Source organism: Aeromicrobium terrae (assembly GCF_008039565.1).
Taxonomy (GTDB): domain Bacteria; phylum Actinomycetota; class Actinomycetes; order Propionibacteriales; family Nocardioidaceae; genus Aeromicrobium; species Aeromicrobium terrae.
In genome coordinates, this window is sequence record NZ_VDUX01000006.1 from 188,869 (window position 1) to 211,595 (window position 22,727).

Here is a 22,727-nt window from a genome sequence, read left to right on the forward strand (position 1 = left end):
CTCAGAACGGCTCGTCGTGGGACGGGCACCCGCGTGCTGAGACGCGTCCACATCGCCTCGGATGAGTGACACGGTCGGTGCTCCGACGAGTCCACCCCGAGGAGCACACCATGAGCGATCAGTGGTCGTTCGAGACCAAGCAGATCCACGCCGGCCAGGTGCCGGACCCCACCACCGGGGCCCGCGCCCTGCCGATCTACCAGACGACCTCGTTCCAGTTCAGGGACACCGACCACGCGGCCGCACTGTTCTCCCTGGCGGAGCCGGGCAACATCTACACCCGCATCATCAACCCGACCCAGGACGTCGTCGAGCAGCGGCTCGCCGCGCTCGAGGGCGGCGTGGGCGCGCTGCTGTTCGCCTCCGGGCAGGCGGCGACGACGGGCGCGCTGACGAACGTGGCCGAGGCCGGCGACCACATCGTCGCGTCGTCCAGCCTCTACGGCGGCACTGACAGCCTGCTGCGGCACACGTTCCCGAAGCTGGGCATCCAGGTGACGTTCGTGGCCGACCCCGACGACCCGAACCAGTGGCGCGCCGCCACGCAGGAGAACACCAAGGCGTTCTTCGGCGAGACGGTCGGCAACCCGAAGGGCGACGTGCTCGACCTCGAGGCCATCGCCGGCGTCGCCCACGAGGTCGGCGTGCCCTTCATCGTCGACAACACCATCGCGACGCCGTACCTGCTCAACCCGCTGAACCACGGCGTCGACACCGTCGTGCACTCGGCGACGAAGTACATCGGCGGCCACGGCACCACGATCGCCGGCGTCGTCATCGACGGCGGCACGTTCGACTACGGCGCCCACGGCGACAAGTTCCCCGGGTTCACCACGCCCGACGAGAGCTACCACGGCCTGGTGTTCGCCGAGGCCCTCGGCCCGGCGGCGTACATCGCGAAGCTGCGCGTGCAGTACCTGCGCAACGTCGGACCGGCGATCAGCCCGTTCTCCGCGTTCCTGCTGGCGCAGGGCCTGGAGACGCTGAGCCTGCGGGTCGAGCGGCACGTGCAGAACGCCCGCGCCGTCGCCGAGTGGCTCGAGGCGCGCGACGACGTCGCGAAGGTGACCTGGGCCAGCCTCGACTCCAGCCCGTACAAGTCGCTCGCCGACAAGTACGTGCCACGTGGCGCCGGTGCGGTGCTGACGTTCGAGCTGCCCGGCGGTCTCGAGGCCGGCAAGGCGTTCATCGACGCGCTCGAGCTGCACAGCCACGTCGCGAACATCGGCGACGTCCGCAGCCTCGCGATCCACCCGGCGTCGACGACGCACTCGCAGCTGACGCCCGAGGAGCAGGCCGGGACCGGCGTGACACCCGGACTCGTGCGGCTCGCCGTCGGCCTGGAGGGCATCGACGACATCCTCGCCGACCTCGACGCAGGGTTCCGCGCGGCGAAGCCGTGACGGTCACGACGGGGGCACGCCACGTGACGGGGGCGTGGCGGGCCGGCGACCCACCCGGCCCCCGGCGGTTCGCCGGCGTCGGGGAGGTGGCGCTCGAGAACGGGCGCGTCCTCCCCGACGTCACCCTCGCGTACGAGACCTGGGGCGAGCACCGCGGCGACAACGGCGTGCTCGTCCTGCACGCGCTGACCGGCGACAGCCACTTGGCCGGCGCGGCGGACGACGCGCACCCGTCGCCCGGGTGGTGGGACGCGCTGGTCGGGCCGGGCAAGGCGATCGACACCGGCCGGTTCTTCGTCGTCGCGCCGAACATCCTCGGCGGCTGCCAGGGGTCCACCGGCCCGGCGTCCGAGGATCCCGACGGCCTCCCGTGGGGCCGCGACTTCCCGTCGCTGACGGTGCGCGACCAGGTGCAGGCCGAGGTCCGGCTCGCCGACGCGCTCGGCATCGGCCGATGGCACGCCGTGATCGGCGGATCGGCCGGCGGCATGCGCGCGCTGGAGTGGGCGATCGAGCACCCGGCCCGCGTCGAGCGACTCTTCGTCCTGGCGTCGTCGCCCTGGGCGTCGGCCGAGCAGATCGCCCTGTCGGCGACCCAGTGCGACGTGATCCGCGCCGACCCGGACTTCCACGGCGGCGACTACTACGACGCACCGGAGGGACCGATCGCCGGTCTCGACCTGGCGCGGCGCATCGCGCACATCTCGTACCGGAGCGAGCGCGAGCTCCACGAGCGGTTCGGCCGGGACCGTCAGGACGACGAGCGGTTCGCCGTCGAGTCCTACCTCGCGCACCACGGTGCGAAGCTCGTGCGCCGGTTCGACGCGAACTCCTACATCGTGCTGAGCGAGGCGATGAACAGCCACGACGTCGGCCGGGGTCGCGGCGGCGTCGAGGCCGCCCTGGCGCGGATCACGGCCCGGACCGTGGTCGCGGGCATCGACTCGGACCGCCTCTACCCGCTCGCGCAGCAGCAGGTGCTGGCTGACGGCATCGCCGGAGCGGACGGGCTGGACGTCGTCTCGTCGCTGCACGGCCACGACGGGTTCCTGGTCGAGAGCGAGCAGGTCGGCGAGCTGGCGAAGCGCCTTCTGGACTGACGTCCCGGGCGTAGCATCGACCCATGAGGTGGCTCGTGACCTGGGCCTTGGTGGTCGTCGCCGCGCTCGCCGGCTGCACGTCCGACGACGCGCCGAAGGCAACGCCGACCCCGTCCGCGTCGGTCGCCGGGTGCAGCACCGACTACCCGGCGCGTGAGCTGCCGTCCTGGGCGGCCACCGGCTTCCAGAAGGGCGCCACCATCCCGTTCGTCATGGGCGACGAGGAGCAGATCGCCGCCATCGTCTGGGAGGAGCACGCGCCGCTCACGGTCCCGTCCCTGGAGGGCCGCAACAACAAGATCCTCTGGGCGGCCCGCGGACCACAGCAGCTGGGTGAGGACCTGCACATCCGCGCGACCCTCGAGGGCACGGACGAGACGGTCGACCGCACCATCGAAGGCGGGCCCGGCCCCTCCACCGTCGACCTCCCCAAGGCCGGGTGCTGGTCGATGGACCTCAGCTGGGGCGAGCACCACGACCACCTGCGCCTCGCCTACGCGGCCGCCTGACGGAGCGAGCCCGTAGGGTCGGCCCCATGGACGCCGGGGGTTCACGTGTCGCCGACCTCGTGCTCGAGGGCGGCGGGGTCAAGGGCATCGCGCTGACCGGTGCCATCGGCGCGTTCGACGAGCAGGGCTGGTCGTTCCCGCGCATCGCCGGCACGTCGGCCGGCGCGATCGTCGGCTCGGTGCTCGCCGCGCTGCAGACCGGCGGCGAGCCGATGTCGCAGGTCGTCGAGATCGCCAAGACCCTCGACTACCGCCGGTTCCGCGACCGCGGGTTCCCCGGCAACGTGCTCGGCCCGCTCGGGGTGCTGACCGACCCGTTCTCCGTCCTCGTCGAGCAGGGCGTGTACGAGGGCGACTACCTGCACGACTGGCTGCGCGGGGTCCTCGCCGACCTCGGGGTGAAGACGTTCGGCGACCTGAAGCGCGTCGACCCGGACGGCGACGGCCACGTGCACCACGAGTACGGCCTGGTGGTCACGGCCAGCGACATCTCCCGCAAGCGGCTGGCGTACCTCCCGTGGGACTACGCCGACTACGGCCTCGACCCCGACGAGCAGCACGTCGCCGACGCGGTGCGCGCGTCGGCCTCCATCCCGTACTTCTTCGAGCCGGTCACGCTCGAGGGCGCGCACGGGGCGTCCACCCTCGTCGACGGCGGCCTGCTCTCCAACTACCCGATCTCCGCGTTCGACCGGCTCGACGAGCTGCCGCCGCGCTGGGCCACGGTCGGGGTGCGGCTCGACGCCCTCGGCATCGCTGCCGAGCCCGACCCGAAGCCCGTGCGCAACGTGGTGACGATGGGGCTGGCCCTCGTCGAGACGGCGATCGAGGCCAACCAGGCCGAGCACGTGCTCGACCCGTGCAACATCGCCCGGAGCGTCTACGTCGACACCCACGGGTTCGGCACCGTCGACTTCACCATCGACGCCGAGCAGCAGCAGGAGCTCATCGACCGCGGGCGGGCCGCGGCCGAGACGTTCCTCGCCGGGTGGGACTACGACGCGTGGCTCGCGCGTTGCAGACCAGCATGGGTGAGATGACCTCCGCGGAGACCTGGGACGAGCGCTACCGCTCGTCCGACCGGATCTGGAGCGGCCGGCCCAACCCGCAGCTCGTCCAGGAGGTCACCGGCCTCACGCCCGGCCGCGCGCTCGACGTCGGTTGCGGCGAGGGCGCCGACGCCATCTGGCTCGCCGAGCACGGGTGGACGGTCGTCGGCGTCGACGTCTCCCAGGTGGCGCTGGACCGCGCGGCGTCGCATGCGCCGGAGATGGCCGGCCGGATCACCTGGCAGCAGGCCGACCTGGTCGAGGACCCGCCGGAGCCGGAGGCCTTCGACCTCGTCACGGCGCACTACATGCACCTGCCGCCCACCCCGCGCGAGCGGATGTTCCGCGGCCTCGTCGCCGCCGTACGACCCGGCGGCACGCTCCTGCTCGTCGCCCACGACGTCGCGGACGTGCACCACGGACCCGGACGTCACCAGGGCCCGGAGGTGTACTTCACCACCGAGGAGGTGGCCGGATACCTCACCGGCACCTGGGAGATCGAGGTCGCCGAGATGCGCCCCCGCCCCGCCGGCGACGCCCACCGCCACGACCTCGTCTTCCGCGCCCGTCGGCTGTGACCGCCGGTCCTCGAGATATGGCCGCTTGGCAACCCTTTTGAGCGGCTCGAGCCGAGATTTTGGGGCACAACCGGCCAAATCTCGGAGACCCGGGGGCTAGACCATCCGACGGACGATGGCGAGGGGGGCGTGCTTCATGACCTGGCCGAGGGGGGCCCAGGGCCAGGTGGGGACGGCGGCGTCGACGACCTCGCGCTCGATCACCTTGACCAGGGCCTTGCAGCCGGTCTCGGTGTCGACCATCATCTTCGCCTCCTGCTGGACGCCCTCGTTCATCTCCGACGCGATGTAGCCGGGGAAGACCGTCGTGACCTTGATGTCGTGGCCCTTGCGGGTGATCAGGTCGGAGCGGATGCCCTCCGCCAGGTGGGCGACGGCGGCCTTGGTGGCGGCGTACGTGGTCATCGACGACGGCATGCCGCGCATCGCGGACATCGACGACACCATCACGAGATGGCCGGACTTCCGCTCGTAGAAGTGCTCCATGGCCGCCTCGCACTGGGCGAGCGCCGCGATGAAGTTCGTCTCGGCCGTCTGCTTGTTGGCGTAGAACTTGCCGGTGCCGATCCGGCCGCCCTTGCCGAGCCCGGCGTTCACGATCACGCGGTCGAGGCCGCCGAGGTCGGCCGCGGCCTTCTTGAAGACCTCGAACACCTGGTCGTGGTCGTTCACGTCGAGCGCGTGCACGACCACCTCGATGCCGGGGTTCGCGGCCAGCAGCTCGTCGCGGAGCGCCTCCAGGCGGTCGACGCGACGCGCGGTGAGCGCGAGGTGGTGGCCCTTGGCGGCGAAGATGCGGGCCATCCCGGCGCCGAGGCCGGAGCTCGCTCCGGTGATGAGGACGTTCTTGCGCATCCCCGGAGACTAGCCAAGCCGCCACCTCGCCGCGTCACCGCACGGGGACGGGTTCGCTCACCCGCAGCGACCGCGCCGCCGGCACGAACGCGACGAGGGCAGCCGCCACACCGACGATCCCGAGCGCGACGCCGCCGGAACCACCAGCCACCGCGAACACCACGCCCGCCACGACCGCCCACACCGGGACTCGGCCCGCCATGCGCAGGCCGATCAGCAGCACGATCGTGCCGAGGATCAGGCCGGCGATGAACAGGACGATGAGGAGGACGAGCAGCGGGTAGGACTCCGACTCGCTGTCGAGCGCCTTGAGGGCGGCGTCCGACGTGCCGGCGCGGTCGTACAGCGCGTACGGGGCGTAGAACGCGACGGCGTGGCCGACGGACGCGAGCAGACCGAGGCCGAGCAGGCAGCCGCCGACGAGCGTCGTCGTGCTGCCACGGCCGCGAGCCGTCGCGACGACCGCCGCCACACCGGGCAGGAACGCGACCGGGGCGAGCGCGCTGAGCAGCGCCGCCGCGAGCCAAAGGCCGGGCTTGTCCGCGACGGCATCGGTGATGCCGGTCGCGGAGGAACCGGCGTCCTGGTCGACGACGCGCCGGAGCACGTCGCCGATCGTGAACATCAACGGGCCGACGAGGAGTCCGACGGCACACACACGGGTCATCTTCTGGGAGTTCATGCCGCCACCGTCGCCGCTCGACGTGGTCCGCCGATTCCCCCTGAGCACCGGTCCTGCTCCCCCTGGAGGTGGATCCCTCTCCGCCCGAAAGCGGACCACGGCGCCGTCACGCAGCCCTACGCTCGAACGGTGAGATCGTTGCGCGTGCGAATCATCGGCGGCGTGCCGGTGCTCGACGTCGCGCTCGCGACGATCCTCCTGGTCGCATCCGTCGGCGGCCTGGTCACCGGCGAGGTCGAGGAGACCCCACTGACGGTGACGCTCCCCGTGGCGGTCGTCAGCAGTCTCGGCGTCCTTGGTCGTTCCCGCGCGCCGCTCCTCGCCGTGGTGCTCACGAGTGCCGCGACGCTGGTTCAGACGTTCGGCACGGGCGCGGCACCGGGCTCGCTCATGTCCCTGGTGATCGTCCTCGTGCTCGCGTTCTCGGTGGGCGCCGAGTGCGACGAGGGGCAGGCGGCGATCGGCATCGGCGTCCTGGCCACCGCCCTCTGCATCGGCGAGTGGGTGGACCACGGCTCGGACTACGCCTTCATCGTCATCATGCTCGGCGGCGCCTGGCTGGTTGGTCGTGCGACCCGGACCCTGCGCGAGCGGGCGACGTTCGCCGAGCAGCACCAGCGCGACCTGGCGCGGCTCGCCGTCGCCGACGAGCGCACCCGCATCGCCCGCGAGCTGCACGACGTCGTGGCGCACGGGCTCAGCGTCATCGCCGTGCAGGCCGACGCCGCGGAGGCCGCGCTCGCGAAAGACCCGTCCCGTGCGGCGGCGCCGCTCGACGCGATCCGGGCCAGCGCGCGCGAGGCGCTCGACGACATGCGCCAGCTGCTGCACGTGCTCCGCGACGTGCACAACCCGGAGCGCGCCCCGGCCCGCGGTCTCGCGGACCTCGAGCCCTTGGTCGCAGGGCTGCGCGACGCCGGCTTGCCCCTCGAGGCGGACGTGCAGGTGCGCGAGCCGGTGCCCGCCGGCATCGAGCTGGCGGTCTACCGCATCGCCCAGGAAGGACTCACCAACGTCGTGAAGCACGCCGGGACCGTGCCGACCCGGCTCGTCGTCGAGTCGGCGGGCGACGGGATCCAGGTGACCGTGCGCAACGCCACCGGTCGGCGGGCCATCCCTCCCCCGACGTCGGGGCACGGCCTGCACGGCGCCCGCGAGCGCGCGGAGGCCGCCGGCGGCGATCTTCAGGCCCGGCGTACCGACGACGGCGGGTTCGAGCTCGTCGCGCACCTCCCGGTCCGTCAGGAGGAACGATGACCAGCGTCCTGCTGTGCGACGACCAGCAGCTCGTGCGCGACGGGTTCCGGCTCATCCTCGATCTCGAGGACGACATGGACGTCGTGGGCGAGGCCGCCGACGGCGCCGCGTGCATCGAGCAGGTGGCCGCGCACCGGCCGGACGTCGTGCTGATGGACATCCGCATGCCACGGATGGACGGCGTCGAGGCGACGCGACGGCTGGTGGCGGCCGCGACGCCGGCGAAGATCCTCGTCCTCACCACGTTCGACCTCGACGAGTACGTGTACGAGGCGCTGCACGCGGGGGCGAGCGGCTTCATGCTCAAGGACGTCCCCCGCGAGCAGCTCGTCGCGGCCATCCGACTCGTGGCGAGCGGCGACGCGGTCACCGCCCCGAAGATCACCAGCCGGCTCATCGAGCAGTACGTCAGCACGCCGCCGCCGTCGGCCGGCGTCCCGGATGCCGTGTCCGCGCTCAGCGAGCGTGAGCTGGACGTGTTCCGCCTGCTCGCCCGCGGCCGGTCGAACTCCGAGATCGCGGCAGAGCTCTTCCTCGGCGAGGCCACGATCAAGACGCACGTCGGCAGCATCCTCACCAAGCTGGACCTTCGCGACCGCGTGCAGGCGGTGGTGCTGGCGTACGAGTGCGGGCTGGTCCGGCCCGGCGCCTAGAGGACCCAGCCGAAGCTGCGGGCGTCCCAGGACGGCTCGGTGCGCTCGTAGAAGCGGTGGGCGTCGACGCGGGTGAACGCCGAGTCGAGCTCGAGGTGGGCGGCGCCGTGCTCGCGCGCCCACGCCTTCGCGGCGTCGAGCAGCGCTCCGCCGAGGCCGCCGGACCGGGCGTCGGGCGCGACGGCGAGGTCCTCGACCCATACCCGCTGGCCGTACCGGACGGAGAGGATGTCGAGGTACACGGTGATGAACCCCTGGACCTCGCCGTCGACGTCAGCGACGAACACCGTCCCGCGGTCGGAGTCGAGCAGTGCGTGCAACCTCTCGGCGGCGGTGCCGGCGTCCCAGTCGGCGACGCGACGCCCGGGCGCGGCGAACAGCCACTCGTAGCCCTCGACGAGGGCGGGAACGTCGGCGGCGGTGGCTTCTCTGATCACCGGCTCATCGTCCCATCAGCGGAACGTCTGGGAGTCCCGCGGCACGTGCGTGTGCTCGTTGAAGCTCAGCAGCCGGGTGCCGCCGCGGCCGACAATGACCGTGGTGACCGACGCGTTCACGATCACCCGGTTGAGGGTGATGAACAGCGACGCGTCACCGGCGAGCAGGTGCGACGTCACCAGTGCGATCGGCCCGCCCGACGTGAAGACGGCAGCGCTCTGGCCGGACCCGGTGTGTGCGACGGCGTCCTCGAGCCCGCCGATCACGCGCGCGCCGAAGTCGGCGAACGTCTCGTGGCCGTCACTGCCGGAGCCGCCGACCCAGCCCTCCAGCGCGGCGTCGAGCTGGGACTGGAACTCGCGGGCGTCCGCGGGGCGACCCGCCGCCTCCAGGTGACCGGTGAGCGCGAGGTGGTCGTACTCGTTCCAGCGGGGGTCGATGTCGTACTGGTCGCCGTCGACGGCGTCGAGCGCGGCGACGGCGGTCTGGGTGTGCCGGCGCATCGACCCGCTCACCGACCAGTCGGGCCGGAAGCCCGAGGCCTCCCACGACTGGCCGAGCCACGTGCCCTGCTTCGTGCCGAGCTCGGACAGGAGGTCGTAGTCGTCAGCACCCCAGGACGCCTGGCCGTGCCGGATCAGATGGATGGCTCCCACGCGGGCACCCTACTGGGACATGGAACGAGGTCCGGCCCGGGAGACTGGGCCGGACCTCGCGTCCATGAGAACACCTCCGAGGGTCAGCTCGGAGCCGTTTCAGCTAGGCGGCATCAGGACGGTGTCGATGAGGTACACCGTCGCGTTGGCCGTCTTGACGCCACCACAGATGACGCCGGCCTGGTCGCCGACGCGGATGTCGTCGCCGGAGCCCGTGACCTTCAGCTCGGCGCCGTTGACGGTCTTGTGCGTGCCGTCGATGTCGGCCGGAGCGATCTGGCCCGGGATCACGTGGTACGTCAGCACCGACTCGAGCGTCTTCGCGCCTGCCTCGGTGCCGAGCGTCTTGACCGTGTCGGCCGGCAGCTTGGCGAACGCGTCGTCGACCGGGGCGAACACCGTGAACTCCCCGCCGTTGAGCGTGTCGACGAGATCGACCTTCGGGTTGAGCTGGCCACTGACGGCGGCGACGAGGGTCTTCAGCAGCGGGTTGTTGCTGGCGGCCGTGGCGACCGGGTCCTGCGCCATGCCGTCGACCGAGCCGGCGCCGGACGGAACCGCCTTGGCGTAGTCGGCGCAGCCGGGTCCGACGAGGTCAGCACCCGCATCTGCCGCGGTGTCGGTCGTCGAGGTGTCCGACGCCTTGGCGTCGCCGCCGTCGCTGTCCGAGCCGCAGGCTGCGGTGAAGAGCGACAGGAGGGCCACCGCCGCGACGGCGAGGGTCTTGCTCCTGGTGGTGCGCATGATTTCTCCTTCGGTTGGGTCGTGCTCAGGCGACGCGGAACTGGACGCTGTGCCAGCCGGTCGATCCGTCCGGCGCGATGCGTGCGCGGTCGGAGGTCTGGGTCGTTCCGTTCTTGTCGGTGGCGCGGACGGTGAGCTGGTGCGAGCCCTCGGTGGCGTCGTCCCACTGCCACGACCACTGGCGCCACGTGTCGACGCTGTCCTCGTCGGCGAGGTCCACGTCCTGCCAGGCGCCGTCGTCGACCTTCACCTCGACGCGCTCGATGCCGGTGTTCTGCGCCCAGGCGACGCCGCCGACACGGACGGCGTCTCGCGGGAAGGTCTGGAACGACGTCGGCACGTCGATGCGCGACGACATCTTGATCGGCGCCTCGGCGTCGTAGCCGCGCTTCGTCCAGTAGGCCTTGAAGTCGGCGAACCGGGTGACCTCGAGGTCGACGAGCCACTTGGTCGCGGACACGTAGCCGTAGAGGCCGGGAACGACCATGCGTACCGGGAACCCGTGGGCCAGCGGCAGCGGCTCGCCGTTCATCCCGACGGCGATCAGGGCGTCCCGGTTCTCGTCGGTGAGTGCGCTGAGCGGGGTGCCGATGGTCATGTCGTCGGCGCTCGTCGTCTTGACCGCGTCCGCGCCGGACTGGACGCCCGCACGGGCAAGGAGGTCGCGTACGGGCACGCCCAGCCAGGTCGCGTTGCCGACATAGGGGCCGCCGACCTCGTTCGAGACGCAGGTCAGCGTGATGCGGCGCTCGACGAGACGCTCCTTGAGCAGGTCGCGGAAGCTGAGGTTCAGCTCGCGGTCGACCATCCCGTGGATGCGCAGCGAGTAGCCCTCGACCGGCACCTGAGGGACCCGCAGGGCCGTGTCGATCCGGTAGAAGTCGCGGTTCGACGTGATGAACCGGCTGACGCCGTCCACGTCGGCCTGGGCGCCGGCCGGCACCGCCGACGCCGCCTCGGCAGCGGCCGGCAGCCGGACGGCACGACGGGAGTCCGCTGCGGCGTTCTTCCCGAGGTACTTCGTGACCACACCGCCGAGGACGATCCCGGCGCTCGCTCCGAGCACCGCGCGGAGGAAGGCGCGGCGATCGAACGAGCCGGAGACGTCGTCCCCGGCCCTCGGCGCGAGCTCGAGCGTCCGCAGCAGGACGGCGAGCAGACCGAGGCTGACGGCGAGCGTCACGAGCGCCGGGACCAGCGTGAGGGTACGGGACGCGGTCGCCGTGCGGTCGAGGGCCGCGGTGGTCAGGGCCAACAGGCCGAGCGCGGCGAAGATGCCGTACGCGACCCGGGGCCGGCGCAGCCCGATCCAGCCCGCTACTCCCGCGGCGACGAGAAGGGTCACGGCCACGCCGGCGATCAGGACCGGCTTGTCGTTCGTGCCGAACTGCCGGATGGCGAGCTCCTTGAGGGACCGCGGCGTCAAGTCGATCGCCCGGTTCCCCACGGACTCGATCGGGGAGGGCACCCCGGTCAGCAGAGCGGCCAGCCCGGTCGCGAGAGCCACTCCCGCGGCGGCCGACAGGACGCCCGTGAGCACTCCCGTCCACCACGGTGCGGTCCGGCCCTTGCTCTGCATGTGGGTGGTTCGGCGCCCCGGCCCGCTTGGATGGGTCCAAGTTCCCGGAGCTCCCGGTCAGGTTGGGAACGTGCACCCATCCCACGGGACACGGCACGGGTGGACGCTGGACTCACGCTGGACCCAGGAGGTTCCATGACTACCGACACCGAGGCCTTCCTCGCCGACGTGATGCCGCGCTGGTCCGCCGCCGACGTCGCGCTGCACAACGGCGACGCCACGCCGCGCTTCGACCTCTGGTCGCACGACGACCCGGTGACGCTGTTCGGCGCGGCGCTCTCGGCGAGCGGCTGGGACGACGTGTCGGCGGTCTTCCGGCACCTGGAGGACGAGTTCTCCGACTGCACGCACGCCGACATCGAGCTCGTCGCGGCCGGTGCCAGCGGCGACCTCGCCTACACCGTCACCTACGAGCACACCAGCGCGTCGGTCCGGGGCGAGCCGCGGACGTACACGCTGCGGTCGACGCAGGTCTACCGCCGCGAGGACGGCGTCTGGAAGGTCGTCCACCGGCACGGGGACACCCCGCCGAGCGGCGACCTCGAGGAGTCCGTGACCCGCTGACTCCTCAGGTCAAGAGGCGCGCCACTGACCCAGCAGGGTCTGCAGCAGGGCGATGAGGGCGATCGGCTGGTCGAGCATGATGTGGTGCCCCGCGTCGGGGACGACGGTCACCGGCACGTGACCGCCGAGCCGGCCCTTGACCACCTCGGTGATGTCGGTGGTGGCCATACCCCGCTCGCCGCGCACGAGGGCGACGGGGCACGCGGTCGTCGCAAGGTCCTCCGGCTCCATCTGCGAGCGCAGGAAGATGTGCGGGTCGAACTTCCAGGTCCACCCGCCGGTCTCACCTGCCGCCCGCGGCCCGGCACCCCCGCCGTCGACCTTACGCACGGAGCCGGCGGCGATGTGACGACGGACGTACTCCAGGGAGGACTCGTCCTTCGGCAGGGTCCGGAAGCGCGCTTCGGTCTCCTCGCGGGTGGGGTGGATCTTGTTCGGCGGGACGTCGCGCCCGGACGCGAGCCACTCCTTGACCTCCGGCGACAGCTCGCGCACCGGCGAGTCGATGGCGACCGCGCCGGCGAGCTCCGCACCGTGGTCGCGGGCCGCGGTGAGCGCGACGAACCCGCCCATGCTGTGGCCGAAGATGATCGGCTCGACGTCGGACTCCGCCCGCGCGACGGCGAGCACCTCGTCCGCCCAGGTCTCCAGCGAGTACGTCTCGCGGCGGTCGCTGTCGCCGTGCCCGGACAGGTCGATCGACAGCACGCGGCTCTCGGCCACCAGGTGCGGGCCGATGTGGTCCCACCAGCCGCCGTGCGCCGCACCGCCGTGCACGAGGACGACGGGCGGGAGGCCGGGCTTGCCCCAGGCGCGGTAGACGATGCGCGCGCCGTCGACCGCGACCTCGGCCTCGTCGCGGGGCGCGTCGACCGCGTCGGTGAACCACGTGGGGGTATCCATGCCGTGCCCTTCCAGTTACAGTCACCCTTGACTGTTTGTGCGCACTCCGCACGATATCGCCCGGCGGACGTCAGGAGAACTCCATGTCGCTGGCTGACAGCACGATCATCATGTCCGGCGGCAGCCGGGGCATCGGAGAGGCCATCGCCGTGAAGGCGGCGCGCGACGGAGCCAACGTGGCCCTGCTCGCCAAGACCACCGAGCCCCACCCGAAGCTTCCCGGCACCATCTACACGGCGGCGGCCGCGATCGAGGAGGCCGGCGGCCACGCGCTGCCGATCGTCGGCGACATCCGCGACGACGACTTCGCCGCCGCGGCCGTCGAGCAGACCGCCGCCCAGTTCGGCGGGATCGACGTCGTCGTCAACAACGCCAGCGCGATCAACCTGACGAACACCGACGAGCTGCCGATGAAGGCGTACGACCTGATGAACGACATCAACTGTCGCGGGTCGTTCCTGCTGGCCAAGCTGTCGATCCCGTGGCTCCGCCAGTCCACGCGCAACCCGCACATCCTCACGCTCTCGCCGCCGATCTCCACGGACCCGAAGTGGTTCGGCCGGCACACCGGCTACACGATCGCGAAGTTCGGCATGAGCCTCGTGACGCTCGGCCTGAGCGAGGAGCTCCGCGAGGACGGCATCGCCGCCAACTCGCTGTGGCCGCGCACCGCCATCGACACCGCGGCGGTCCGGAACGTCGTGGGCAGCGGCCTGGAGTCGCACTCACGCACGCCGGAGATCATGGCCGACGCCGCCTACGAGATCCTCACCCGTCCGGCGCGCGAGTGCACCGGCAACTTCTACATCGACGACGACGTGCTCGAGGAGGCCGGCGTCACCGACTTCTCGGTCTACCTGAACGGCGGCGAGGAGAAGGACCTTGCCCTCGACTTCTGGGTCGAGCCCAAGGGCCCGCACAACCCGGACCTGCGGCTGCACTGATGGCGATCGGCCGACTGCACCACACGATCGTGGACGCCCGCGACCCGCAGGCGTGCGCCGAGTTCTGGTCCGAGGTGCTGGGGCAGCCGATCACGTTCGACGACGGCGACTTCGTGGTCGTCTCGGCGAGCACGACGTCGTCGGGTCTGGCGTTCCAGCGCGCGCCGGACAACGCCCCGTCGACGTGGCCGGACCCGGAGATCCCGCAGCAGCTGCACCTCGACGTCATGGTCGACGACCTCGAGGCCGCTCGGGGCCACTTGGTGCGGCTCGGCGCCCGGCACCTCGCGGGCGACACGTACGCCGACCCCGCCGGGCACCCGTTCTGCCTGATCAGGCGGCCCGGCTGGGCGCCGCCGGTCGGCGGCTGATCACCGCCGTCGGGTGAGCGCGGCGAAGGAGTCGCTGCCCGCCTCGGTCAGCTCGGTGCGGGTCATCTCGACCGCACCGGTGAGCCACGCCGCGACGAGCTCGGCCAGGCCGGCGATGAACATCAGACCCTGGACGTGGTCGCGCGGCTCGGGCCAGGCGTCGTCACCGTAGACGCGCCGGGCCTCGGTGGCCACAAGGGTGGCGAAGTCGTCGAGCAGCTCGTGCCGGCGGGCGCGGAGCGACTCGTTGGCGTTGGACTCGATCACCACGACGCGCCCCTTGGCCTGGTCGCCCGCCACGATGTCGACGAACGCCTCGACGGCCGCGTGCACCCGCTGCTCCGGGGCGCCGTCGGTCTCGGCGATCGCCCGGAGGGTGGCCGCGACGATCTCGTCGCACACCGCGTCGAGCGCCGCCATCATCGCCTCGTCGCGCGAGGAGAAGCTCTCGTAGAAGTAGCGCTCGGTGAGCCCGGCTCGTGCGCAGATGGCCGTCATGGTGGTGCGGGCCTCGCCCTCGGAGGCCATGAGGTCGGTGGTGGCGCGCAGGAGAGCGGCTCGCCGCTGGGCGACGCGCTCGTCGGCGGTGCGACCGCCATAGCTGCGCGCGGTGACCGCTTCACGACTGCTCACGCCGACATCTTGACAGCGCACAGGGACCTTCGACAAACTGACAGCGCATCCTGTCAGATGGAGGCTCCATGGCTGTCGCCGACCGACCAGCACCCCGCGCACCGCTCCGCCGGTTCATCCCGTTCGTGGGCGCGACGCTCGCCTACTTCCACGACCCCTTGGCGACGATGGCGCACCGGTACCGCACGCAGGGGCCCGTCTCGGAGATGAACTTCGTCGGCCGGAAGTGGACGATGCTGCTCGGACCCGACGCCTGCGAGGCCGCGCTCCGCAACGTCGACAAGGCGTTCGCGAACGGCCCCGGCTGGGGCTACCTGATCGGCCCGTTCTTCGACCGCGGCCTGATGCTGCTCGACTTCGAGGAGCACCTGCACCACCGCCGCATCATGCAGGAGGCGTTCACCCGCGACCGCCTGATCGACTACACGACGGCGATGGGTCCGGCCGTCGCGAAGGGCCTCGACGCCTGGACGCCGCAGCAGCAGTTCCCGGTCTACCGCCCGCTGAAGGACCTCACCCTCGACGTCGCCGCCCAGGTCTTCATGGGCGGCGCCGACCCTTCGACAGGCTCAGGACAAGGCTGGATTGAATCGGGCGAGCTCCGCCGCGTGAACGACGCGTTCATCGACTGCGTCCAGGCCGCCATGGGCTTCGTCCGCTACCCCGTGCCCGGCACGCGCTGGAACCGCGGGGTCAAGGGCCGCAAGCTCCTCGAGGAGTTCTTCCGCCGCCACATCCCGTCGCGCCGGGAGTCCGAGGGCAAGGACATGTTCTCGATCCTGTGCCACGTCGAGACCGACGACGGCCACCGCTTCAGCGACGACGATGTCGTCAACCACATGATCTTCCTGATGATGGCCGCGCACGACACGTCGACCATCACCACCACGACGATCCTCCAGCGCCTCGGCCAGAACCCCGAGTGGCAGGAGCGCTGCCGCGAGGAGTCCATGGCGCTCGGCGAGTTCCCGACGTACGACGAGATCGAGAAGCTCACCTCCTTGGACCTGGTGATGAAGGAGTCGCTGCGGCTCGTCACGCCGGTCCCCGGCCAGGCCCGCTACACGGTCAAGGAGACCGAGGTGTGCGGCCAGACCATCCCGGCCAACCGGTACGTGTCCGTCGGCGTGCACCTCTCGCACTACCTCGAGGAGTACTGGCCCGACCCGCACCGGTTCGACCCGGAACGCTTCGCCGAGGACCGTCGCGAGGACAAGGTGCACCGGTTCGCGTGGCAGCCGTTCGGCGGCGGCGTGCACAAGTGCATCGGCATGTACTTCGGCGAGACCGAGGTGAAGATGATCATCCACCAGCTCTTGCGCCGGTTCTCCTGGACGGTCGACCCTGACTACGTCGCCCCGATGAACTACCACTCCCTCCCCTTCCCGTCCGACGGACTTCCCGTCGACCTTTACCCCCTTGGAGTCCGAGCATGAGCCGTCGAGACATCTCGACCCTGTCCGTCATCGTCACCGGAGGTGCCCGCGGCATCGGCCGCGCGATCGTCGAGCGCCTCGTCGCTCAGGGTGCCCGCGTCGCCATCGGCGACCGCGACGACGCGGTCGCGAAGGCCACCGCCGAGGAGATCGGCCACGGCGTCGTCGCGGCCCACCTCGACGTCACCGACGCCGCGTCCTGGGCGAGCTTCCTGAGCGAGGTCGAGAGCGTCGGCCCGTTCGACGTCCTGGTCAACAACGCCGGCATCATGCCGATCGGCTCGCTGCTCAAGGAGCCGGAGGAGGTCACCCGCCGCATCGTCGACATCAACCTGCACGGCGTCATCAACGGCACGAAGGCCGTCGCGCCCGGCATGATCGAGCGCGGCAGCGGGCACATCGTGAACATCGCGTCGGTCGTCGGCCGCTACGCGGTGGCGAACGGCGCCTCGTACACGGCGTCGAAGTTCGCCGTCGTCGGCCTGAGCGAGTCGCTGCGGGCCGAGCTGGCTCCGCAGGGCATCGACGTGAGCCTCGTGCTCCCGAGCATCGTGAAGACGGAGCTCTCGGCGGGCGTTCCGGACTCGCGCGGCGTCAAGCCGGTGACGGCCGACGACGTCGCCAAGGTCGTCGAGGCCACGATCCGCAAGCCCAAGGCCGAGCAGTGGGTGCCCCGGTACAGCCAGTCGATGATGAAGATGACCGGCATGCTGCCCAAGCGCCTCCAGCTCGCGATCGCCAAGAGCATGAAGGCCGACTCCGTGTTCGTGAACGCCGACTCCGCGGCCCGTGCCGCGTACGAGGAGCGCGCTCGCGAGAGCTGAACCAGACTGTCGGGATGACCCGCAGCCTCGTCACCGGTGCGACCGGCTACATCGGCGGGCGGCTCGTCCCGGAGCTGCTCGACGCCGGGCACGACGTCCGCGTCCTCGTCCGCGACGAGGGCAAGGCGCGGGCGCACGCCTGGGCGGACGACGTCGAGATCGCCGTCGGCGATGCGGGGAAGCCGGACGACGTCGCCAAGGCCGTGGCCGACGTGGACGTCGTGTACTACCTGCTGCACTCGATCGGGACGGGCGCCGGGTTCGCCGACACCGAGCAGGAGACGGCCGCGCTCTTCGCGGAGGCGAGCGAGAAGGCGGGCGTCACGCGGATCGTCTATCTCGGCGGGATGATCCCACAGGACGAGGAGCTGTCCGAACACCTGAAGTCACGCGCTCAGGTCGGCGACGTGCTGCTGGAGTCGGCGGTGCCGGCCACGGTGCTGCAGGCCGGCGTCGTCATCGGGTCGGGGTCGGCGTCGTTCGAGATGCTCCGCTACCTGACCGAGCGGCTGCCGGTGATGGTGACGCCACGCTGGGTGCGCTCGCGGATCCAGCCGATCGCCATCCGCGACGTGCTCCGCTACCTCGTCGGCAGCGCCTCGATGCCCGCCGACGTGAACCGGCGCTTCGACATCGGGGGGCCGGACGTGCTCACCTACTTCGACATGATGCAGCGCTACGCGAAAGTCGCCGGGCTGCCGCGCCGCCGGGTGCTGCCCGTGCCCGTGCTGTCGCCCTGGCTGTCGTCGCACTGGGTCGGACTGATCACGCCGGTCCCCGCGTCACTGGCGCGGCCGCTCGTCGAGTCGCTCCGCAACACCGTCGTCGCGCAGGACCACGACATCGCCCAGCACGTCCCCGACCCGCCCGACGGACTGATCGGCTACGAGCGCTCCGTCCAGCTCGCGCTGACCAAGATCCAGGACCTCGACGTCCCGACGCGGTGGTCGTCGGCGTCCACCCCCGGCGCGCCCTCGGAGCCGCTGCCGTCGGACCCGGACTGGTCGGGCGGCTCGCTCTACAAGGACGAGCGCACGCGGGAGGTCGACGCCTCGCCGGAGGCGCTGTGGTCGGTCATCGAGGGCATCGGCGGGCACAACGGCTGGTACTCCTGGAACCTCGCCTGGACGATCCGCGGCCTGCTCGACCGCATGGTCGGCGGGCCGGGCCTGCGGCGCGGCCGGCGCGACTCACGCGACCTCGTCGTCGGCGACGCCCTCGACTTCTGGCGCGTGGAGGCCACCGACGACCGGTCGTTCCTGCGGCTCCGCGCGGAGATGAAGCTGCCCGGGCTGGCGTGGCTCGAGCTCCAGGTGGGCTCGACGGACGGCGGGACCACGACGTTCCACCACCGCGCGCTGTTCCACCCGCGCGGCCTCCTCGGCCACCTCTACTGGTGGGCGATCCTGCCGTTCCACGGGATCGTGTTCGGCGGGATGCAGCGCAACATCGCGCGCGCCGCCGAGCAGGCGGATCAGTCGCGCGAGCGGCGGCGGTAGGCGCCCAGGGCCAGCGGCGCGAAGATCGCCGTCAGCAGCAGCGACCACGCCACGGACATCAGCACCGGGTGCTGGAGCTGCCACGCGGCGTCGGACGGCGCGGTGACGCCGTTGCCCCACAGCTCGCGGCAGGCCTGCGTCAGCGCGGACACCGGGTTCCACTCGGCGACCGCCGCCAGCCACGACGGCATCTGCTCGGTGGGCGCGAACGTGTTGGCCACGAACGTCAGCGGGAACATCACGGTGAACATGAAGCCCTGCACGGCCTCGACGGTGCGCATCAGCGACCCGACGTAGATGCCGAGCCAGATCATCGCGAACCCGAACAGCAGGATCAGGCCGAAGCCGAGCACCGTCTCGCCGACGCTCTCCCGGACGCGCCAGCCGATCAGCAGGCCGGTGACGGCCATGACGGCGATGCCGATGCTGGAGTGGATGAGGCTGGAGATGCTGCGGCCGACCAGCACGGACGAGCGCGAGATCGGCAGCGACTTGAGCCGGTCGACGATGCCCTTCTGCAGGTCGTTGGTGAGACCCATGGCCGCGATGGCGGACGTGAAGATCATCGTCTGCACCATGATCCCGGGGAGCAGGAACTCCTTGTAGGAGACGTCACCGGGCGGGTTGATGGACCCGCCGAAGACATACGCGAACAGCAGCACGAACATCACCGACTGCACGGTGACGTCGAGCAGCATCTCCGGCATCCGCTTGATGTGGATGAGGTTGCGCCAGACGATCGTGGCCGACGCGCGCAGCATCGACGGCGGGTTGATCGGCGGACGCTGGGCGGTGAGCATGCTGGTCATCGCAAGGCCTCCTCGAGCTCGTCGGTCTCGGACGGCTCGCCCTCGGCCCCATCATGATCAGCACGGTGGCCGGTGAGGTGCAGGAACACGTCGTCGAGACTCGGGCGCTTGAGGCCGAGGTCGTCGACCTCGATGCCGGCCTCCTGGAACGCCGCGCCGATGCGGGACATGTCGCCGAGCCCGTCGGCCTGGGCGGTGATCCGGCGCGCCGTGACGTCGACGTGGACCTCGGGCGAGTGGTCGCGGACGAGACCCTCGGCGCGCTCGAGGTCGGCGGCGTGCGTGAGGGTGACGACCACGCTGGCCGCGCCGGCCTGGTCCTTCAGCTGCGTCGGGGTGCCGGCCGCGATGACGCGTCCCTTGTCGATGACGATGATGTCGTCGGCGAGGTGGTCGGCCTCCTCCAGGTACTGCGTGGTGAGCACGAGCGTGGTGCCCTCGCGGACGAGCTCGCGCAGGACCTCCCACAGCTCGGTGCGGCTGCGCGGGTCGAGGCCCGTGGTGGGCTCGTCGAGGAACAGCACCGGCGGTGCGGCCATCAGGCTGACGGCGAGATCGAGGCGGCGCCGCATGCCGCCGGAGTACGTCTTGACCGGGCGGTCGGCCGCCTGGACGAGGTCGAACCGCTCGAGCAGCTCGCCGATGCTGGAGCGGACGTACGTCTTGGGGAGCCCGTACAGCCGGCCGATGAGCTTGAGGTTCTCGCGAGCGGTCAGCAGCTCGTCGACCGTGGCGGCCTGACCGGCCAGGCCCATGCTGCGGCGGACGGCGTCCGCCTCCTTCACGACGTCGTGCCCGGCCACGCGGGCCGTGCCGCTGGTGGGGACGCTCAGCGTGGTGAGCATGCGGGTGGTGGTGGTCTTGCCGGCGCCGTTGGGTCCGAGCAGGCCGAGCACCGTGCCCTCGGGCACGACGAAGCTCACGCCGTCGACGGCCGTGTTCTCGCCGAAGCGCTTGACCAGGTCGATCGCCTCGACCGCAGGTGACGTCATGACTGCATGCTCCCGTTCACCTCGGACACTTTAGCCCACTGTTCCGAATAGGAATAGAGGCGCGTCAGGCGCTGAAGCCCCGGTCGACCGTGAGCACCGCGCCCGTGACGGACGCGGCGGCGTCGGAGGCCAGGTAGGCGACGACGTCCGCGACGTCGCTCGGCGGCATCGAGCCGTACCGCGCGCCGGCGGTCTCCATCAGCAGTCCCCAGTCGAGGTCGGAGTCGACGTGCTCGGCCGCGGCCTTGACCGGCAGCTCGGTCTCGACCCCACCCGGACAGACGGTGTTGACCCGGATGCCGTCGGCGGCGAGCTCGAGCGCCAGCGACTTCATCAGCGCGATCACGCCGGCCTTCGACGAGCAGTACGCGGCTTGGTATGGCTGCGCCCGGAGCCCGGCCACCGACGCGATGGTGACGACATTTCCGTGGCTCTCCCGCAGGTGCGGCAGCGCGGCCTGGCTGACGAGCATCGGCCCGGTGAGGTTCACGCCGAGATGGCGGTGCCAGGTCGCGAGGTCGAGCTCGTCGAACTTCCGGAACTGGTCGATGCCGGCGACGTTGACCACGACGTCGATGCCGCCCAGCCGCTCGGCGGCCTCGGTGACGGCCGAGCTCACCGACTCGGCGTCGCTGACGTCACAGGCGAGGACACCGTCGGTGGCATTGAGGTCGAGCCCCACCACCGACGCGCCCTCGGCGGTGAACAGCTCCGCCACGGCACGCCCGACACCGGCGGCCGCCCCCGTGACGACGACCCGCTGGCCCTCGAACCGACGCGTGGAGGTCATGCCGATCACCTCATCCTTGTAGTGGTCGAGCCGAGACTAGAGCACCGGACGCGCGGTGCGGCTGTGCCAAGATGACACCCGTGGGCCGTACGCGAGTCGAGCTGCGCCGTTCCGAGCGCATCGCGGTGGTTGCGCTGCTCCTCGTCGCGAGCCTGTTGGTCGCCCACCCGGCCGCCGCAGCGCCCGCAGCGCGGTGCGAGCTCCCGGCAGCCGGCGAGCCCTTCCGCACCGCCACCCCCGAGCAGCAGGACCTCGACGTCACGCAGCTCCGCCGTGCGGTCAACCAGCTCAGCCTGCGGAGCCGGTTGTCGGTCCGCGTGTTCCGCAACAACTGTCTCGTGGCCCAGTCGGCCCTGACGCCGATCACCGACAACGTGTCGAACAACCTGTGGAGCGTCACCAAGTCGGTCACGTCGCTGCTCACCGGCATCGCGATCGGCGACGGGAAGCTCTCCCTCGACGACCCCATCGGCAGGTACCTCCCCGAGGGTCCGTCCTGGGGCTCCCCGAAGCATCGCGCCCTCACCGTCCGCCAGCTGTTGACCCAGAGCAGCGGGCTCGACCAGGCGATCCTCGCCGAGGCCCTCACCCTCGGTCTCGACCCGAGCCAGCCACGCCAGGCCCTCGCGCAGCCGTTCGTGCACGAGCCGGGCACGACGTTCCAGTACTCGCAGCTGAACATCTCGCTGCTCGGGTTCGTCGTGCAGCGGGCCGTCGGCGAGGACCTCCAGGAGTACGCACAGCGTCGGCTGTTCGGGCCGATCGGCATCCGGGACGGGTCCTACTTCTGGCTGCGGGACCGGTCCGGCCTGGTCTACGGCTACAGCAACCTGTTCATGAAGCCGAAGCAGCTGGCGAGGCTAGCCCTGCTGATGAGCAACGGCGGCACGTGGCGCGGCACCCGGGTCGTGCCGGCGGACTACGTCAAGGCCGTCAGCCAGCCGTCGCCGACGAACGGGTGCTACGGGTTCCTCTTCTGGACCAACCGCGGCACCCCCTGCACCGGCGCCGACATCCCGAGCGCGCAGACCGTCGACCATCGGATGGTGCCCAGCGCACCCGTCGACACGTACGAGATGAACGGCACCGGCGGACAGCTGGCGATCATGGTGCCGAGTCTCGGTCTCACCGTCGTGACCACCGGCTACTTCGGCAACATCGCCCTCAACCCGCAGACGCTGCTCGGCGCAGGCCCGTCGGACGAGATGCAGTACACCTTCTTCCGCAGCCTCCTCAAGGCCTTCCGGGACGTCGACGTGCCCGACCCCGGACCGTTCCGGGGTGACCGCTTGCAGCTCGACCTGAACCCCATGAACTTCCTGAGCCCCAAGGTCCTGCTCCGGAGCCTCCTGGCCTCGCCGTCCTGCAACGTGCTGGTGTGCGACGGGACGATCCCCACGCAAGGGCTCATCCGCAACGTCCAGGCCCTCCCGGGCCTGGCCGCTGCGGGGTGAGTCCG

Annotated in this window: 25 protein-coding genes; 14 read left to right on the forward strand and 11 right to left on the reverse strand. The window is 71.2% G+C overall.

The window, feature by feature from the left end; all coding sequences use genetic code 11:
• The first annotated feature begins 110 nt into the window (after window positions 1-110).
• The 5 genes from FHP06_RS13185 to FHP06_RS13205 are packed head-to-tail and all read left to right on the forward strand — an operon-like array spanning window position 111 to window position 4,639.
• Window positions 111-1,403 (forward strand): bifunctional o-acetylhomoserine/o-acetylserine sulfhydrylase, encoded by a 1,293-nt coding sequence (locus tag FHP06_RS13185; protein ID WP_147687248.1) that lies wholly within the window; start codon window positions 111-113, stop codon window positions 1,401-1,403.
• On the forward strand, window positions 1,400-2,503 hold the full coding sequence (metX, locus tag FHP06_RS13190) for a homoserine O-acetyltransferase MetX (RefSeq protein WP_222706480.1): 1,104 nt from the start codon (window positions 1,400-1,402) through the stop codon (window positions 2,501-2,503). Before FHP06_RS13185 ends, metX begins: the two co-directional genes overlap by 4 nt.
• A 23-nt stretch (window positions 2,504-2,526) precedes the next feature.
• Window positions 2,527-3,012: a hypothetical protein gene (locus tag FHP06_RS16135; protein ID WP_222706481.1), complete on the forward strand. Its 486-nt coding sequence runs from the start codon at window positions 2,527-2,529 to the stop codon at window positions 3,010-3,012.
• Window positions 3,013-3,038: 26 nt separating this feature from the next.
• Entirely contained in the window at window positions 3,039-4,052 is a 1,014-nt protein-coding gene (locus tag FHP06_RS13200; RefSeq protein ID WP_147687249.1) for a patatin-like phospholipase family protein, read from the forward strand.
• Entirely contained in the window at window positions 4,049-4,639 is a 591-nt protein-coding gene (locus FHP06_RS13205) for a class I SAM-dependent methyltransferase (RefSeq protein WP_222706482.1), read from the forward strand. The genes FHP06_RS13200 and FHP06_RS13205 overlap by 4 nt, the downstream gene beginning before the upstream one ends.
• Window positions 4,640-4,735: 96 nt before the next feature.
• Here FHP06_RS13205 and FHP06_RS13210 read toward each other — a convergent pair whose 3' ends face one another.
• Window positions 4,736-5,494 (reverse strand): SDR family oxidoreductase, encoded by a 759-nt coding sequence (locus FHP06_RS13210; protein ID WP_147687251.1) that lies wholly within the window; start codon window positions 5,492-5,494, stop codon window positions 4,736-4,738.
• A 34-nt stretch (window positions 5,495-5,528) separates the two neighbouring features.
• Window positions 5,529-6,176: a hypothetical protein gene (locus tag FHP06_RS13215; protein ID WP_147687252.1), complete on the reverse strand. Its 648-nt coding sequence runs from the start codon at window positions 6,174-6,176 to the stop codon at window positions 5,529-5,531.
• A gap of 129 nt (window positions 6,177-6,305) precedes the next feature.
• Between FHP06_RS13215 and FHP06_RS13220 the strand changes: the two genes are divergently transcribed.
• Both FHP06_RS13220 and FHP06_RS13225 read left to right on the forward strand, forming a co-directional pair.
• Entirely contained in the window at window positions 6,306-7,433 is a 1,128-nt protein-coding gene (locus FHP06_RS13220) for a sensor histidine kinase (protein WP_147687253.1), read from the forward strand.
• On the forward strand, window positions 7,430-8,086 hold the full coding sequence (locus FHP06_RS13225; RefSeq protein ID WP_147687254.1) for a response regulator: 657 nt from the start codon (window positions 7,430-7,432) through the stop codon (window positions 8,084-8,086). The genes FHP06_RS13220 and FHP06_RS13225 overlap by 4 nt, the downstream gene beginning before the upstream one ends.
• Here the strand turns inward: FHP06_RS13225 and FHP06_RS13230 are convergent.
• From FHP06_RS13230 to FHP06_RS13245, 4 genes are all read right to left on the reverse strand, one after another.
• Window positions 8,083-8,523 (reverse strand): GNAT family N-acetyltransferase, encoded by a 441-nt coding sequence (locus FHP06_RS13230; protein ID WP_230973518.1) that lies wholly within the window; start codon window positions 8,521-8,523, stop codon window positions 8,083-8,085. The two genes, FHP06_RS13225 and FHP06_RS13230, sit on opposite strands and share 4 nt — an antisense overlap.
• Window positions 8,524-8,538: 15 nt before the next feature.
• Window positions 8,539-9,180, reverse strand: a complete 642-nt coding sequence (locus FHP06_RS13235) for a histidine phosphatase family protein (RefSeq protein ID WP_147687255.1) — start codon at window positions 9,178-9,180, stop codon at window positions 8,539-8,541.
• A 99-nt stretch (window positions 9,181-9,279) separates the two neighbouring features.
• On the reverse strand, window positions 9,280-9,924 hold the full coding sequence (locus tag FHP06_RS13240; RefSeq protein WP_147687256.1) for a fasciclin domain-containing protein: 645 nt from the start codon (window positions 9,922-9,924) through the stop codon (window positions 9,280-9,282).
• A 25-nt stretch (window positions 9,925-9,949) separates the two neighbouring features.
• Window positions 9,950-11,503 carry a molybdopterin-dependent oxidoreductase gene (locus tag FHP06_RS13245; RefSeq protein ID WP_147687257.1) on the reverse strand — a complete coding sequence of 518 codons (1,554 nt, stop codon included), beginning with the start codon at window positions 11,501-11,503 and terminating at the stop codon, window positions 9,950-9,952.
• A gap of 135 nt (window positions 11,504-11,638) precedes the next feature.
• Between FHP06_RS13245 and FHP06_RS13250 the strand changes: the two genes are divergently transcribed.
• Entirely contained in the window at window positions 11,639-12,067 is a 429-nt protein-coding gene (locus FHP06_RS13250; protein ID WP_147687258.1) for a YybH family protein, read from the forward strand.
• Window positions 12,068-12,076: 9 nt separating this feature from the next.
• Here the strand turns inward: FHP06_RS13250 and FHP06_RS13255 are convergent, their stop codons facing one another.
• Window positions 12,077-12,970, reverse strand: coding sequence for an alpha/beta fold hydrolase (locus FHP06_RS13255; protein WP_147687259.1), 894 nt, complete (start codon window positions 12,968-12,970; stop codon window positions 12,077-12,079).
• An 83-nt stretch (window positions 12,971-13,053) separates the two neighbouring features.
• Here FHP06_RS13255 and FHP06_RS13260 point away from each other — a divergent pair, with 83 nt between their 5' ends.
• Together FHP06_RS13260 and FHP06_RS13265 are read left to right on the forward strand one after the other, a co-directional pair.
• Window positions 13,054-13,914, forward strand: coding sequence for an SDR family oxidoreductase (locus FHP06_RS13260; RefSeq protein ID WP_147687260.1), 861 nt, complete (start codon window positions 13,054-13,056; stop codon window positions 13,912-13,914).
• Entirely contained in the window at window positions 13,914-14,285 is a 372-nt protein-coding gene (locus tag FHP06_RS13265; RefSeq protein ID WP_147687261.1) for a VOC family protein, read from the forward strand. The genes FHP06_RS13260 and FHP06_RS13265 overlap by 1 nt, the downstream gene beginning before the upstream one ends.
• Here the strand turns inward: FHP06_RS13265 and FHP06_RS13270 are convergent, their stop codons facing one another.
• Window positions 14,286-14,918: a TetR/AcrR family transcriptional regulator gene (locus FHP06_RS13270; protein ID WP_187271930.1), complete on the reverse strand. Its 633-nt coding sequence runs from the start codon at window positions 14,916-14,918 to the stop codon at window positions 14,286-14,288.
• A 68-nt stretch (window positions 14,919-14,986) separates the two neighbouring features.
• Here FHP06_RS13270 and FHP06_RS13275 point away from each other — a divergent pair, with 68 nt between their 5' ends.
• Genes FHP06_RS13275 through FHP06_RS13285 form a run of 3 tightly spaced genes read left to right on the forward strand, consistent with a single transcriptional unit; the run spans window position 14,987 to window position 18,677 of the window.
• Window positions 14,987-16,354: a cytochrome P450 gene (locus FHP06_RS13275; protein ID WP_147687262.1), complete on the forward strand. Its 1,368-nt coding sequence runs from the start codon at window positions 14,987-14,989 to the stop codon at window positions 16,352-16,354.
• Complete coding sequence (locus FHP06_RS13280; protein WP_147687263.1) at window positions 16,351-17,178, forward strand: SDR family oxidoreductase; 828 nt, start codon at window positions 16,351-16,353, stop codon at window positions 17,176-17,178. Before FHP06_RS13275 ends, FHP06_RS13280 begins: the two co-directional genes overlap by 4 nt.
• Before the next feature lie 14 nt (window positions 17,179-17,192).
• On the forward strand, window positions 17,193-18,677 hold the full coding sequence (locus tag FHP06_RS13285; RefSeq protein ID WP_147687264.1) for an SDR family oxidoreductase: 1,485 nt from the start codon (window positions 17,193-17,195) through the stop codon (window positions 18,675-18,677).
• Here FHP06_RS13285 and FHP06_RS13290 read toward each other — a convergent pair.
• From FHP06_RS13290 to FHP06_RS13300, 3 genes are all read right to left on the reverse strand, one after another.
• The gene (locus FHP06_RS13290) at window positions 18,653-19,486 is read right to left on the reverse strand and encodes an ABC transporter permease (protein WP_147687265.1); all 834 of its coding nucleotides are present in this window, start codon (window positions 19,484-19,486) and stop codon (window positions 18,653-18,655) included. The genes FHP06_RS13285 and FHP06_RS13290 overlap by 25 nt on opposite strands.
• On the reverse strand, window positions 19,483-20,478 hold the full coding sequence (locus FHP06_RS13295; RefSeq protein ID WP_147687266.1) for an ATP-binding cassette domain-containing protein: 996 nt from the start codon (window positions 20,476-20,478) through the stop codon (window positions 19,483-19,485). The genes FHP06_RS13290 and FHP06_RS13295 overlap by 4 nt, the downstream gene beginning before the upstream one ends.
• Before the next feature lie 64 nt (window positions 20,479-20,542).
• Entirely contained in the window at window positions 20,543-21,268 is a 726-nt protein-coding gene (locus FHP06_RS13300) for an SDR family NAD(P)-dependent oxidoreductase (RefSeq protein ID WP_147687267.1), read from the reverse strand.
• A gap of 80 nt (window positions 21,269-21,348) precedes the next feature.
• On the opposite strand from FHP06_RS13300, the gene FHP06_RS13305 reads away from it, so the two are divergent.
• The gene (locus tag FHP06_RS13305) at window positions 21,349-22,722 is read left to right on the forward strand and encodes a serine hydrolase domain-containing protein (protein WP_222706483.1); all 1,374 of its coding nucleotides are present in this window, start codon (window positions 21,349-21,351) and stop codon (window positions 22,720-22,722) included.
• Window positions 22,723-22,727 lie beyond the last annotated feature (5 nt).